The 13860-nt window shown below is 59.2% G+C and carries 13 protein-coding genes; 10 read left to right on the forward strand and 3 right to left on the reverse strand.

The genetic code is table 11. The features are described from left to right. Window positions 1–341: 341 nt before the first annotated feature. Entirely contained in the window at window positions 342–1523 is a 1182-nt protein-coding gene (locus tag Q0216_RS03020; protein WP_298592821.1) for an FAD-binding oxidoreductase, read from the forward strand. Between the two features lie 152 nt (window positions 1524–1675). Here Q0216_RS03020 and Q0216_RS03025 read toward each other — a convergent pair whose 3' ends face one another. Next, window positions 1676–3082, reverse strand: coding sequence for a phosphomannomutase/phosphoglucomutase (locus tag Q0216_RS03025; RefSeq protein ID WP_298592823.1), 1407 nt, complete (start codon window positions 3080–3082; stop codon window positions 1676–1678). A gap of 137 nt (window positions 3083–3219) precedes the next feature. Between Q0216_RS03025 and manA the strand changes: the two genes are divergently transcribed. The 3 genes from manA (at window position 3220) to Q0216_RS03040 (ending at window position 6377) form a co-directional block, all read left to right on the forward strand. Beyond that, entirely contained in the window at window positions 3220–4407 is a 1188-nt protein-coding gene (manA, locus tag Q0216_RS03030) for a mannose-6-phosphate isomerase, class I (RefSeq protein ID WP_298592825.1), read from the forward strand. Between the two features lie 334 nt (window positions 4408–4741). Beyond that, complete coding sequence (locus Q0216_RS03035) at window positions 4742–5011, forward strand: ACT domain-containing protein (protein ID WP_298592826.1); 270 nt, start codon at window positions 4742–4744, stop codon at window positions 5009–5011. Between the two features lie 10 nt (window positions 5012–5021). After that, window positions 5022–6377 carry a PFL family protein gene (locus Q0216_RS03040; protein ID WP_298592827.1) on the forward strand — a complete coding sequence of 452 codons (1356 nt, stop codon included), beginning with the start codon at window positions 5022–5024 and terminating at the stop codon, window positions 6375–6377. A gap of 126 nt (window positions 6378–6503) precedes the next feature. On the opposite strand, the gene Q0216_RS03045 is transcribed toward Q0216_RS03040, so the two are convergent. Then, entirely contained in the window at window positions 6504–7643 is a 1140-nt protein-coding gene (locus Q0216_RS03045; protein WP_298592829.1) for a DNA polymerase III subunit delta', read from the reverse strand. Then, window positions 7640–8356, reverse strand: a complete 717-nt coding sequence (gene tmk / locus Q0216_RS03050) for a dTMP kinase (protein WP_298592830.1) — start codon at window positions 8354–8356, stop codon at window positions 7640–7642. The genes Q0216_RS03045 and tmk overlap by 4 nt, the downstream gene beginning before the upstream one ends. A gap of 159 nt (window positions 8357–8515) precedes the next feature. On the opposite strand from tmk, the gene Q0216_RS03055 reads away from it, so the two are divergent. The 6 genes from Q0216_RS03055 to ispD form a co-directional block, all read left to right on the forward strand. Continuing rightward, window positions 8516–9718 carry a PLP-dependent aspartate aminotransferase family protein gene (locus tag Q0216_RS03055; protein WP_298592832.1) on the forward strand — a complete coding sequence of 401 codons (1203 nt, stop codon included), beginning with the start codon at window positions 8516–8518 and terminating at the stop codon, window positions 9716–9718. 48 nt (window positions 9719–9766) lie between these two features. Continuing rightward, complete coding sequence (locus tag Q0216_RS03060; protein ID WP_298592834.1) at window positions 9767–10084, forward strand: DUF2516 family protein; 318 nt, start codon at window positions 9767–9769, stop codon at window positions 10082–10084. A gap of 219 nt (window positions 10085–10303) precedes the next feature. After that, entirely contained in the window at window positions 10304–11041 is a 738-nt protein-coding gene (locus tag Q0216_RS03065) for a phosphoglyceromutase (protein ID WP_005507152.1), read from the forward strand. A gap of 208 nt (window positions 11042–11249) precedes the next feature. After that, window positions 11250–12392, forward strand: coding sequence for a cell wall metabolism sensor histidine kinase WalK (locus tag Q0216_RS03070; RefSeq protein ID WP_298592835.1), 1143 nt, complete (start codon window positions 11250–11252; stop codon window positions 12390–12392). Window positions 12393–12433: 41 nt separating this feature from the next. After that, window positions 12434–13117, forward strand: a complete 684-nt coding sequence (locus tag Q0216_RS03075) for a response regulator transcription factor (protein ID WP_298592837.1) — start codon at window positions 12434–12436, stop codon at window positions 13115–13117. Between the two features lie 15 nt (window positions 13118–13132). Beyond that, the coding region (gene ispD / locus Q0216_RS03080) for a 2-C-methyl-D-erythritol 4-phosphate cytidylyltransferase (RefSeq protein ID WP_298592838.1) at window positions 13133–13860 on the forward strand (728 nt) is incomplete at its 3' end.

Genomic DNA, 13860 nt, shown 5'->3' on the forward strand with positions numbered 1-13860 from the left:
ACTGCATACTTTCCGTAGTAAATATATTTCCATGCCAGAATTTTTATGCACACTCCGGGGCTAGTCACGCGGCGAACTCAAAAACAGTGCTGAAAATATATAGTGTGACGCGCGGCTCTCTCTTTGAGTCAAGCTGAACCATAAGTCTCGCCTAAACCCCTCAATATCCCTCAGAAAGTGACCTGCACTCAGCGCAAACACCCCGCAAAATGCTACGGTAAGGGTGCTTTATAAACACTCTGTCACCAACTAAGCTGTCTGAGTGAATGCCCCGCAATACTGATATTGAGGGGTCTCGCCACAATGACCGAGGTGACCACACAGGAAGAAGGCACGCACCGATGCTCTCCGAGAAGTCCCGCCCCATTATTGAGGCAACGCTGCCCATCATTGCTGAGCGCATTAACGACATCACCCCCGACTTCTACCGTCGAATGTTCGCCGCCCGCCCCGACCTGATGGACGGCATGTTCTCCCGCTCCTCCCAGCTTGAAGGCACTCAGCCCCGCGCACTGGCTGGCTCCATCGCAGTATTCGCTTCCTACATTGTCGAGCACCCGGACTCCTACCCGGACGAGGTCCTCTCCCGCGTTGCACACAAGCACGCATCCCTGGGCCTGAAGGAAGAAGAGTACCCCACCGTCTACAAGTACCTCTTCGAGGCAATCGCTGCTAACCTGGGCGACCTGGCTACCCCCGAAATCGTTGAGGCATGGACCGAGGTCTACTGGCTCATGGGCAACGCCCTCATCAAGCTGGAGAAGGGCCTGTACGCCTCCCAGGCAAACGACGTCATGTTCGCACCCTTCAAGCTCGTTGACCGCAAGGAGACCGGTGAGAACGTCGTAGTTCTGACCTTCGAGCCCGCCGACGAGACCCCCATGACCGAGTCCAAGGGCGGCCAGTACATCTCCATCGTCGTTCCCGCACGTGACGGTCTGCGCCAGGCACGCCAGTACACCCTGCTGCCCAGCGAAAAGAACCAGCGCCGCATCGCTGTGAAGCTCGACCCCAACGGCGAGATGACCTCCATCCTGCACGAGCTGGAAGTTGGCGCAGTCGTCGAAATCTCCAACCCCTACGGTGACCTGACTCTGGAAGGCTTTGGCGATCCCGAGGCGCCCCTGTACCTCTTCTCCGCAGGCATCGGCACCACCCCCATGCTCAGCTTCCTCTCCGAGCTGGTTGAGAAGGGCTCCGAGCGTCCCGTGACCGTGGTTCACGCAGACCGCCGCCTGGACACCTGGCCCCTGCGCGAAGAGCTCACCGAGCTCATCGGCAAGCTGCCCAACGCACGCCTCGTATCCTTCATCGAGGGCGAAGGCGGCGACTTCACCGGCCGCGTCGACGTATCCAAGCTGGATGTTCCCGCCAACGCTAACGTTTACCTCTGCGGCCCGCTGCCCTTCATGCAGGGTGTACGCTCCGCACTGGTGGAGGCAGGCGTTCCCGGCAAGAACATCAACTACGAGATCTTCGGCCCCGACCAGTGGATGCTCCACGACCAGGCACGCGAGGCGTAAAAACCGCGTAAGCCGGCTCGTCCGCTAGGTTTCTTAAACCCGGCTAGGTTCTTTCTCTGAGACAGAAGAACCTAGCCGGGTTTAGAACTTAAGAAAAAGATCCCGCCCGCAGATTGTTTCTGCGGGCGGGATATTTAGTAGCTAGCTAGTGCTTAGCCCTGGCGAACCAGAGCCAGAACCTCATCGCGGACGCGCTCCATGGTCTCAACATCCGGTGCCTCAAGGTTCAGGCGCAGGAACGGCTCGGTGTTCGAAGGACGCAGGTTAACCCACCAACCCTCTTCGGTGTTGGTGAAGGTGGTGCCGTCGGAGTCCTCAACAACCACGGGAGCGTTAGCGTAGTGTGCACGCACGCGGTCCACAGCGGCAGCCTTGTCTTCCAGCTCGGAGTTAATCTCACCGGAAGCAACGTACGGGGAGTACTTCGCGCTAATCGCAGAGAGAGGCTCCTCGCCGCCACCCAGAGCAGCCAGCACGTGCATTGCAGCGAGCATACCGGTGTCTGCGTTGAAGAAGTCCTTGAAGTAGTAGTGAGCGGAATGCTCGCCACCGAAAACGCCGTTCTCCTTGGCCATAACAGCCTTGATGAAGGAGTGGCCCACGCGGGTCTTCACTGCGCGGCCGCCCAGCTTCTCAACCAGCTCAGGAACAGCCTTCGAGGTAATCAGGTTGTAGATGATGACGGGCTCTTCGTTGCCCTCTGCCTTTGCACGAGCAATCTCGCGCTCAGCAACCAGGGCGGTCACAGCCGAAGGAGTGACGGGCTCACCCTTCTCGTCGATGACGAAGCAACGGTCAGCGTCACCGTCAAATGCCAGACCAATGTCAGCACCGTGCTCAACAACAGCCTTCTGCAGGTCAACCAGGTTAGCCGGCTCCAGCGGGTTAGCCGGGTGGTTCGGGAAGGTGCCGTCCAGCTCGAAGTACAGGGGAACGATTTCCAGGGGCAGGCCCGGCAGGATGGTGTCGCCCAGAACAGCGGGAGTGGTCATACCACCCATGCCGTTACCGGCGTCAACAACAACCTTCAGGGGGCGGATGGAAGACAGGTCTACCAGCTTGCGCAGGTACTCTGCGTAGGGCTTGAGGATGTCCTTCTCAGTAACGGTGCCGACCTTCTCCACCGAAGGAATCTCGCCAGCGTCCAGGTACTTCTGAGCCAGGTCACGAATGTCGAACAGGCCGGACTCGGAGGACAGCGGAACAGCGCCAGCCTTGGCCATCTTCATACCGTTGTACTCTGCGGGGTTGTGGCTAGCGGTGAAGGTAACACCGGCAGCGTTCTCAACGCCACATGCGAAGTACAGAACGTCAGTGGAGATCAGGCCGATCTTCTCAACATTTGCGCCGCGAGCGGTTGCACCCTGGGCGAATGCATCCATGAATTCGGGGGAGGAGGGGCGCATGTCGCCACCGACCAGAATGGTCTGGCCCTCCAGGCCCAGAACGTCTACGAAAGCCGCGCCAGTAGCACGAACAGTCTCTGCGGTAATGGTCTCGCCGACGATGCCACGCACGTCGTACGCTTTGAATGAGTCATGTAGATTAATAGTAGTCACGCCTTTTATTCTAGCGGTAAAGAAGTGCAACTAGCCTCTATAATGGGCAGGTAAAACCTTATAAATTCCGCTGAATGAATGGGTTTTTTATCACTTCACTTACTTCAAACAACTCACGTCGAGAGGTATTTTCCCCCATGGGTGAGATTTTTTCCCTAAAAAACCAGATTCAGAATTATGCGTGGGGTTCCCGTGAAATTCTCGGACGCATGCGCGGCGTGCCCGTCCCCACCGAGCAGCCTGAGGCTGAGGTGTGGGTTGGCGCGCATCCGGCTGCGCCCTCCCGTGCAACCGTTGATGGTACCGAGTCCCCGCTCAATGAGCTGATTGTGGAGAACCCCTCCCGCTTCCTGCGCCCGGACCGTACCTCCGATTGGTTCCCCTTCCTCTTTAAGATCCTTGCGATTGATGCGCCCCTGTCCATTCAGGTGCACCCCACCCCCGAGCAGGCGATTGCAGGTTTCGAGGATGAGCAGGCACGCGGCATCGCGATCGACGCGCCGCACCGCAACTACAAGGACCGCTACTCCAAGCCTGAAACCGTCATTGCGCTGACCCAGATGCGCGTGCTCACCGGTGTACGCACCTCCGCGCAGCTGGCAGAGCTTGCCGAGGCGTTCAAGGCCGACTGGCTGGCAGAGCGTGTGGAGCTTACCCCCAAACAGCTGCTGACCGAGATTATTCGCATGCCTGAAGAGACCGCCACCGCGGCTGTTGAGCAGCTTGTCGAGGCGGCAGCACAGCTGACCGACGCCGAGAACCCCGTCATCGCTGACGCCGCTGAGCTCGTGCAGATTGTTGCCGGCAAGTACCCCGGCGACCGCGGTCTGCTCGTCGCTTTCGTCATGAACCTGGTTCACCTGGCGCCGGGCGAATCCGCCTTCACCCCCGACGGTCAGGTGCACGCCTACGTCTCCGGTACCGCTATTGAGCTGATGAACCCCTCCGATAACGTGATGCGTGCCGGTCTGACCGCAAAGCACATCGACACCGAGGAGCTCATTAAGGTTCTGGGTGAAAGCCAGGACGCCCCGGTTATTCAGCGCCCCACCCCCGAGAATGCGCCCGTGGGCACCTACGCCATGTGGGATGAACGCATGAGCGTGACCCGCATCCGCGTTGAAGAGGGTAAGCCGCAGGAATACACCTTCGAGGGCATTAGCGCCGCGCTGAGCGTATCCGGCGAAATCACCATTCACACAGCCGACGGCAACGGCACCGAGGAATTTGTGCTGGGTGCTACCGAGTCGGTACTGCACGTGGGAGAGCCCTCGGTGGCAACCCTCAGCGGTAGCGGTGAGCTGTACATCGCTTCTTACGTCTAGTCTTACTTCTAGGCTTTATATCTAGGCATGACGTCTGGGAAACGTCTCGAGGTACTCTCTTTAGACACTTAAATCCAGACAGATAAATGGAGCGTTCAAAAAAGATTGTTCCGTGCATGACGCGCATAAAGAATCCACGTTCTTTCTTACCTTTAAATAAGGTGAGGGGGCGTGGATTTTTTATTTCCTCGATGCGCGGTGGGAGGGGCTTTTTATGTTGACCCTACAGAATGTGTTCTGAGTAACCTATAATTGGTCTTATAAATATGCGTATGCGTGTGCCTTTATGCACCTCTTCCTTAGGTACGCAGCCCCAAACCACTAGGAGAACACCGTGAAGATCATCCTCACCGTCACAGGCATCGACCACGAAGGCATCATCGCCGCCGTGACCGCAGCCCTCGCCGAGCGCAAGGTCAACGTCCTCGACGTCTCCCAGACCATCATGGGCGAATACTTCACCATGATTATGCACTGCTCCTTCGACGAAACGCAGCAGAACCTCATCGACCTGCAGGAAGCCATGGTAGGTGTCGAGCACGAACAGAAGGTACAGATTCGCATCCAGGCGGAATCCATCTTCCAGGCAATGCACACCATCTAGGGCTCCACTTATGCGCAACACCAACATTCTAGAAACCATCCGAATGATCGAGGAGCAGAAGCTCGACATTCGCACCGTCACCATGGGCATCTCCCTGCTCGACTGCGCCGATTCCGACGGCGAAGTAGCCCGCAAGAAGATCTACGACAAAATCACCAGCCGCGCCGCACACCTCGTCAGCGTCTGCGAAGATATCGAAGCTGAGCTTGGCATCCCGATCGTCAACAAGCGCATCGCCGTCACCCCCATCGCGCTGGTGGCAGGCGCCTCCAACGATGAGGACTACGTAGAATTCGCCCGCACCCTCGACGCGGCAGCCAAGGCAGTCGGCGTGAACTTCGTCGGCGGCTTCAGCGCCCTCGTCGATAAGGGCATGACCCCCGCCGACGAAAAGCTGATTCGCTCCATCCCGCGAGCGCTCGCAGAAACCGACGTGGTCTGCTCCTCCGTAGACATCGGCTCCTCCCGCGCCGGCATCAACATGAGCGCCGTCAAGCTCATGGGTGAGACCATCCGCGCCACCGCAGACCTGACTGCGGACACACACGGCTTCGGCTGCGCCAAGCTCGTCGTCTTCGCGAACGCCGTCAGCGATAACCCCTTCATGGCGGGCGCATTCCACGGTGTGCAGGAGGCAGACACCACCATCTCCGTGGGTGTCTCCGGCCCCGGCGTGGTACACCGCGCCCTGCAGAAGGTCCGCGGGGAATCCTTCGACACCTGCGCCGAAGAAATCAAGAAGGCAGCCTTCAAGATTACCCGCGTCGGTCAGCTGGTCGGTACCCTCGCCTCCGAGCGTCTGGGCGTGCCCTTCAACATTATTGACCTCTCCCTGGCACCCACCGCAGAGATTGGCGACTCGGTCGCGCACATCCTCGAAGAGATGGGCCTGGAAACCGTCGGTACCCACGGCACCGTTGCGGCACTTGCGCTACTCAACGATGCGGTGAAGAAGGGCGGCCTCATGGCATGCTCAAATGTCGGTGGCCTCTCCGGCTCCTTCATTCCAATCTCTGAGGATATCGGCATGATTGAATCCGCGGCAGCCGGCAACATCACCCTGGACAAGCTCGAAGCAATGACCGCCATCTGCTCCGTCGGCCTGGACATGGTCGCGGTCCCCGGCGACACCCCCGCCGCAACCCTCGCCGCAATGATTGCCGACGAGGCAGCGATCGGCGTGATGAACCACAAGACCACCGCGGTCCGCGTCATCCCGGCGGTCGGCCTGGGCGTAGGCGACATGGTTGAATTTGGTGGCCTGCTCGGTCGCGCACCCGTCATGCCCACCCACACCCCCAGCGCGGAGGCATTTATCGCCCGTTGCGGTCGTATTCCGTCGCCGGTTCACGGTTTCCGCAACTAAGCTTGATTCCGTAACTAAGCTCTGGGGGCGCTGAGGACCACCAGAAAACCAGCAGAAACAAGGGGAGGCACCGAAGAATTTTTCTTCGGTGCCTCCCCTTGCGCTGTATGAGCTGCTAAGAAACGTCTAATACACGAAACGGCTCATCAACGCCTCAAGCGCCAGACGCGCATTCGCGTTCGTCCGCAAGCGACGCAGAGTCAGCTCGACCGCCTGCACATCCTCCAGTAGCTGCTGGGCGGAACGGCGGGCGCAGAACGCCTCCAGAGGCTCACGCAAATGCTCATTGACCAGCGGGGCCTGAGCCGACAGCGCCACCGTCAACGCATCACGCAGAACTGTCTGAACCTGCGCCACGGAACGCAACAGCGTATCGGAGGAAACGCGCTTAGCGCGGCGCTTCTGCTGCTCCTCCAGGCGGCGAACCTGCGCTCGCAAGGAGGGCGAAACGCGCTCACCCTCGCGAATACCCAGCAGTGCCAGAAGCTCCTGGCGCTCCTGCTCATCCTTGAGAGCGGAGACAGCCTGCGCGTCCTGGTCGGCAAGGTCGGTGAGCTTCTCGGCGGCATTGAAAGCCGAAGAAATAGAACGAACATTCAGAATCAGGGAGGTAATCAACTCCCGACGAGCCATCGCCTGCTCATCGGTCGCCAAACGGTACCCCTCCTGCGCATCACCCAGAGCCAGCCGCGCTGCGCGCTGCGCCAAAGGATCCGCCACACCGTGTGCCAGCAAATACTCGTGCACCTGCGCATCGGTAGGAACCGGCAACTGCACCGGACGGCAACGCGAACGAATCGTCACCAGAACATCGGTGGGGGAGGGCGCCGTCAACAACCAAATCGTATGCGGCGGCGGCTCCTCAATCGCCTTCAACAACACATTGGAGGTACGCTCCGGCATGCGCTCAGTGTCCTCGACCAGAATCACGCGCCAGCGACCCACGGTCGGGCGGTCCTGGGCCTTCATGACCAGCTCGCGTGCCTCATCAATGCTGATGTGCGTCGCCTCGGTACTAAAGTGCGTGAAATCTGCGTGCGAACCGTTCATGACGGTCACGCAGCCCTTGCACTGACCGCATCCGCGGTTCTGCGGGTCGGGCTGTTCGCATAGCAGTGCGGCGGCGAAAACTTTTGCCGCCTCACGGTGAGGTGCACCGGTCGCACCGGTGAAAAGCCAAGCGTGCGTGGGGCGGTCGGCGGCGGCATCCATGCGTAGCTGCTGGAGCTTATCGGCAGGAATCAGCAGGCTATCCCAGAGGCTCATGAGCCCTCCTTACCGGTGCGGACCAGTTTGCGGGCGGCAAGCAGAGGCTCAATCACCTCAAGTACGCGCGTGTGTACCTCATCGATCGTGCCCACACCATCAATGATGCGGTGCGAACCGTTAGCGTCCTCGCGAGCGATCTGCTCGAACGCATCGTGAATGCGTGCCTTGAACGCCGCCCCTTCGGCCTCAATACGGTCGACGGTGCCGCGCTGGTCCATGCGCTCCTGCTCGGCGCTCAGCGGCACACTCAGCAATAGGGTCGCGTCGGGAACAAGGTCGGCGGTAGCCCAGCGGCTCAAGTCGACGATGGTTTCAACACCCAGATCACGGCCGACACCCTGGTACGCGGCGGAAGAATCAATGTAGCGGTCACTGAGCACGATGGCACCCTCAGCGAGCGCCGGGCGAATCAGCTGGGAGGCGTGAGCCGCGCGGGATGCCGCAAAAATCAGCGCCTCGGTGCGGTCGTCAATGGTGCCCTGACCTGCTTCCAGGACGAGGGCGCGCAGCTTCTCGCCGATCTCGGTGCCGCCGGGTTCGCGGGTGGTGATGACACGGTATCCGCGGGCGCTGAGCGCTTCATTCAGCAGGGCGAGCTGGGTGGTTTTGCCGGCGCCGTCGCCTCCTTCGACCACGATAAAAAGCCCGCGGCGACCGGTCGGGTCGGCGGGAAGATTCTGAGCATCGGGGGTGTAGTTGAGAGTATCCATCACCCTTAAGGGTACCGGGTCTCTTGGCAGCACCGGTGCGGTTTTGGTGATGCTTCCGCGTGGGATTGTGCGCGTATCAAGGTAAAAAACATGTAAATCCTGTGCGCTGTCACCTGTGCGGGCGTGCGTTCTGGGCGCGGGTGTGCCAGGCTTAAAGGCATGAGTGCAGATAACCACGACATGAATTACTCCGCGGAGACCTTCGTCGTCTCTGGCGGCCGCCCGGCACACGAGCATGACGCGCCGGTGAACCCTCCAATCGTTCTTTCTTCCACCTACCGCGGTGTGGACGCCGTCAATATTGAGCAGGACCGCGTGTACGCCCGCTTCTCGAACCCCACCTGGGAGGGCATGGAAGAGGTTGTGGCAAAGCTGGAGAACGCTACCCAGCCCGGTCTGCTGTTCCCCTCCGGTATGGCCGCTGTCGCTGCTGTCATCGACCTGGTGCCGGTTGGTTCCATCGTGCTGATTCCGAAGCACGCGTACATGGCGTCGGTGACCCTGTGCAAGGATTTGGAGCGCCGCGGCATCATTGAGCTCGTTCGCGTGGATATTGAAGACACCGAGAGCGTTATCGCCGCGATGGAGGATGCCGCATCCCGCACCGGCGTGACCCCGGAGACCGTGAACTACTCGGCGCCGAAGGTCCTGGCGTGGTTGGAGAGCCCCACGAACCCGATGCTTGAGGTTGCTGACCTGCCTGCCCTGCTTTCTGCGGCTCGCCGCCTGGGCATTGTGACCGCGGTGGATAACACTTTTGCAACCCCGATTCTGCAGCGTCCCCTGGATTTGGGTGCGGACGTAGTGGTTCACTCCGCTACGAAGTTCCTTGCGGGCCATTCGGATGTGCTGCTGGGTATGACTCTGACCTCGAACGAGGAGCTGTACAAGGCGATGTTGCACCACCGCATCACCAACGGCGCTATCCCCGGTCCGGTGGAGGCGTGGCTTGGTTTGCGCGGTCTGCGCACCCTGGCGCTGCGCGTGGAGCGTGCGGTGCAGAACGCGCAGGTTCTTGCGGAGCGTCTGAGTGAGCACCCTTTCGTGGCTGAGGTGCGTTACCCGGGCCTGCAGAGCCATCGCGGCCATGAGATTGCGAAGAAGCAGATGGACGGTTTCGGCGCGATTCTGTGCATCACTCTTGATACGGATGCCGCGGGTGCCCGTAACGTTGTGGAGGCGTTGAAGCTGTGGACTCCGGCAACCTCCCTGGGTGGCGTGGAGTCTCTGGTGGAGCGTCGTCGTCGCCACGGTAGCGAGCCGGATTCGATTCCGGAGTCTCTGCTGCGCCTGTCGGTGGGTATTGAAAACGTGGATGACCTATACAATGACTTGGTTGAGGCCTTTAAGGTTGTCCGCTAAGCGCTTTGCTAGGGTTGTCTAAAGAAGCTGCTGATTCAAAGGAATACTATGTCTCCTATTCTGCTGGTCTTGTATGTGACCACTCTTGTTGATACGCTGCTGGCCATCGCCGGTGCTGTGGTTGGTGTGCTGGCTTTTGTGCGTGCGTGGATGTCTCCGGCGAACGCGTACGATTTTGCCGGTAAGCGCCCGAAGAATACGTGGCTGGCTTTGACCGGTGGTTCTGCCGTGGTGTCGCTGTTTAGTGTTTTTGCTGCGGTGACGGGTAATGGTAATAATGCGCTGATTCTTCAGCTGGTTGCTGCAGTGATTAGTTGCGTGTTCCTGGCTGGTGTGTGGCCTTCGGTTGGTCGCCGCCGTTTCTAGCGTTAGCTTGTGCGCTCGCTTTGCGCGATAGCTGGTGAAGCCTCGTGCGCCCTCTGACGGGTTTATCCTGGTTGGGTGGTGTGCGGGGCTTTGCCCTTTTCTGGCGGGGTTTTGAGCCTTTCGTTCTGGTACAAAAGACCCTTATAAATTTTTGGGAGAATGCATATTTTCTAGGCTTTGAGGCATGACAAACCGGCGGGTAAATGAAAAAATAGAGGTATGACTTACAAACTAGTACTCCTGCGCCACGGCCAGTCCGAGTGGAATGAAAAGAACCTGTTCACCGGTTGGGTGGACGTTAACCTGACCGATAAGGGCCGCGCTGAGGCTAAGCGCGGCGGCGAGCTGCTGGCAGAGCGCAACATCCTCCCCGATGTTGTTCACACCTCCCTGCAGCGTCGCGCAATCAACACCGCAAACCTTGCACTGGATGCAGCAGACCGCCTGTGGATTCCCGTCAAGCGCACCTGGCGCCTGAACGAGCGTCACTACGGTGCTCTGCAGGGTAAGAACAAGTCCGAGATTCGCGAGGAATACGGCGACGAGAAGTTCATGACTTGGCGTCGTTCCTACGACGTTCCGCCGCCCCCGCTGGATGACAACGACCCCTACTCGCAGGCACACGACCCCCGCTACGCGGATGTTGAGAACGCTCCTCGCACCGAGTGCCTGAAGGACGTTCTGGGCCGTATGCTTCCCTACTGGGAGTCGGACATCAAGCCCGACCTCGCAGCAGGCAAGACCGTTCTGGTTGCTGCACACGGTAACTCCCTGCGTTCGCTGGTCAAGCACCTCGAGGGTATTTCCGATGAGGACATTGCTGGCCTGAACATCCCCACCGGTATTCCGCTGTACTACGAGCTGGACGAGAACTTCCAGCCCGTCAAGCCCGGCGAGTACCTGGATCCCGAGGCTGCTAAGGACGCTATTGCTGCCGTAGCAAACCAGGGTAAGTAGTACCTCCGGCAGGGTTTCCCCTGTCATTGTGATGAGCCGTCCACCGTTGAGGTGGGCGGCTCATTGCGTTCTCTGCAGGGTAAAGGTATCTGCGGGGTTTCTGCAGGGGGTGCCTGTCTGAGGTTTTTGCATGGGGTGCCTGCCTGAGAAGAGGGGCGTTCGCCTGAGTGCCGGGTATCGGCCACATTTATACTTATGGGGTACCCGAATGGAAGGGAAGTACATGGATGCCGGTCTGATCGCCTTTATTGCGGGCATGATAGGTCTGCTGGTGGGCGTCCTGAGCATGAACGCGGTGGCGCGTAGTGAGCGGGAGCAGGAGCGTAGCTTGGTGTCGGCGCCGGCGCTGCGTGATGGTGCCGCTCAGGTGCTTGCTGTGATTGGTCGCGCCTATCTGGTGATTGATGAGGTGGGCGGCGTGGTTCAGGCTTCTCCGGGTGCGTATGCGATGGGTCTGGTGCGTGGTCATACGGTGGCCTCTGATGAGTTGGCGGATATGATTCGCACGGTGCGCCATCGCGGTATTTTTGCGGAGCGTACTTTTGAGATTGACCGCGGTGAGGGTGAGGCGCTGGTTTTGGATGTGCGTGTTGCTTCGCTGGGGGATGAGTACATTCTGGTGCTTGCTGATGACCGCACTGAGATTTCTCGTGTGCAACGTATGCGTAATGATTTTGTGGCGAATGTGTCGCATGAGTTGAAGACTCCGGTGGGTGCGGTGAGTCTGTTGGCTGAGGCTATTGAGCAGGCGAGTGATGATCCGGAGGCGATTGAGTATTTTGTGGGTCGTCTGCATAAGGAGACTCGCCGCCTGTCTGCGCTGGTGCGTGACATTATTGAGCTTTCGCGTCTGCAGTCGACCGATGTGATTGCGCGTGGTGGCCCGGTGTCGGTGCCTTCTTTGGTGGCTGATGCGGTGGATCGTTCGAATATTGTGGCAGAGGAGAAGGACATTCAGATTTCTACCCGCATCGAGGAGGTCCCCGAGGTGTATGGTGATGCCGAGCTGCTCGGTATTGCTGTGCAGAACGTGGTGGAGAACGCGGTGCGTTATTCGCCGGAGCATACGAAGGTGGATATTTGGGTGCACCGTGTGGCTGATCAGCTGTTGGTTGAGGTTGCTGATCAGGGCGTGGGTATTCCAGAGGACGAGCAGAAACGTATTTTTGAGCGTTTTTACCGGGTTGATCCGGCTCGTTCGCGTCAGACGGGCGGCACTGGTTTGGGTTTGAGCATTGTGAAGCATGTGATGACTCAGCACGGTGGTAGCGTGACGGTTCGGTCGATGTCGCAGGAGGGCTCGACATTTACGTTGGCGTTGCCGCTGAATGAGCCTCCGGTCGCAGTGTAGTGTTAGCGGTATAGGTTTTACGGAATCGAAGGAATTTATTGATGGCTAAAATTCTGATCGTTGAGGACGAAGAAGCCCTCTCGGATCCCCTTGCGTTTTTGCTGGGCCGTGAGGGTTTTCAGACGATTGTTGTGGACAACGGTCTGGATGCTCTGCCGGTGTTTGACCGCGAGGGCGCGGATTTGGTGCTGCTGGATGTGATGCTTCCGGGCATGTCCGGCATGGAGGTGTGCCGCAAGCTGCGTGAGGTGTCTTCGGTCCCGATTATCATGCTGACCGCTAAGGATTCTGAGCTGGATAAGGTTCTGGGTCTGGAGCTTGGCGCTGATGACTATGTGACGAAGCCGTATTCTGCGCGTGAGTTGATTGCTCGTATCCGCGCGGTGTTGCGTCGTCGTTCGGCGGAGACTGATTCTGCGACTGAGTCGGTGTTGCAGGGTGGCCCGGTGCGTATGGATATTGACCGCCATGTGGTGACGGTTAATGGTGAAGAGATTTCTATGCCGCTGAAGGAGTTTGAGCTCCTGGAGATTCTGCTGCGCAATGTGGGTCGTGTGATGACTCGTGGCCAGCTGATTGAGCGCGTGTGGGGTGCCGACTATGTGGGTGATACGAAGACCCTGGATGTGCATATTAAGCGTCTGCGTTCGAAGATTGAGCCGGATTCTTCTGCCCCGCAGTATGTGGTGACGGTTCGCGGCTTGGGCTATAAGTTCGAGGCGTAGGCGGGCTTGAGACTGATGACTTCTGCTTCTGCTGTGAATACTGCTGTGATTGTTTTGGCGGCTGGTTCGGGTACTCGTCTGGGTGAGCCGATTCCGAAGGCTGCTGTGCGTGTGCATGGTCGTACCCTGCTGGATTATGCGTTGGAGGGTGCGCTCGCTTCGGGTGTTGCTGAGCATGTGGTGGTGACTGTTCCTGCTGATTGTTCGGTGAGTTGTCCGGAGCTTTTGGAGGATGCCCGCCGCGCCGGTGCGTTGATTACTGCCGGCGGTGATACGCGTACTGCTTCGGTGGTTGCGGCGTTGGATGCTTTGAAGGATGCGCAGATTCCGGTGGATTATGTGTTGATTCATGATTGCGCTCGTGCTTTTACTCCACCGCAGGTGTATCACCGTGTGCTTGAGGGTTTGGGTTCTGAGAGCCCGCAGGGCGTTGTGCGTGCGGTGATTCCTGTGTTGCCGGTGGTGGATACGGTGAAGACCGTGGATTCTGCCGGTTTGGTGACGGGCACTCCTTCGCGTGCGCAGATGTGTGCGGTGCAGACCCCTCAGGGTTTTGAGGTGGCTGCCCTGTTGGCGGCGCATGAGCGTAGCCGTTCCCTACCTGCTGAGGAGGCTGAGTTGCTGACTGATGATGCGATGGCGATGGAGGCGGCGGGCGAGCCGGTGTTGACGGTTGCAGGGGACGCGGATGCGTTTAAGGTGACGACTCCGATGGATTTGCGGGTTGCTCGCGCGCTGTTTGG

Source organism: uncultured Rothia sp. (assembly GCF_937976295.1).
Classification (GTDB): Bacteria; Actinomycetota; Actinomycetes; order Actinomycetales; family Micrococcaceae; genus Rothia.

Bases quoted from the DNA above. Each gene is read 5' to 3' on its own strand.
- Q0216_RS03045 (WP_298592829.1), bottom strand. From the start codon at position 7,643: ATGAGCCTCTGGGATAGCCTGCTGATTCCTGCCGATAAGCTCCAGCAG.
- Q0216_RS03070 (WP_298592835.1), top strand. From the start codon at position 11,250: ATGGAAGGGAAGTACATGGATGCCGGTCTGATCGCCTTTATTGCGGGC.
- Q0216_RS03060 (WP_298592834.1), top strand. From the start codon at position 9,767: ATGTCTCCTATTCTGCTGGTCTTGTATGTGACCACTCTTGTTGATACG.
- Q0216_RS03075 (WP_298592837.1), top strand. From the start codon at position 12,434: ATGGCTAAAATTCTGATCGTTGAGGACGAAGAAGCCCTCTCGGATCCC.
- Q0216_RS03020 (WP_298592821.1), top strand. From the start codon at position 342: ATGCTCTCCGAGAAGTCCCGCCCCATTATTGAGGCAACGCTGCCCATC.
- tmk (WP_298592830.1), bottom strand. From the start codon at position 8,356: ATGGATACTCTCAACTACACCCCCGATGCTCAGAATCTTCCCGCCGAC.
- Q0216_RS03040 (WP_298592827.1), top strand. From the start codon at position 5,022: ATGCGCAACACCAACATTCTAGAAACCATCCGAATGATCGAGGAGCAG.
- Q0216_RS03065 (WP_005507152.1), top strand. From the start codon at position 10,304: ATGACTTACAAACTAGTACTCCTGCGCCACGGCCAGTCCGAGTGGAAT.
- manA (WP_298592825.1), top strand. From the start codon at position 3,220: ATGGGTGAGATTTTTTCCCTAAAAAACCAGATTCAGAATTATGCGTGG.
- Q0216_RS03055 (WP_298592832.1), top strand. From the start codon at position 8,516: ATGAGTGCAGATAACCACGACATGAATTACTCCGCGGAGACCTTCGTC.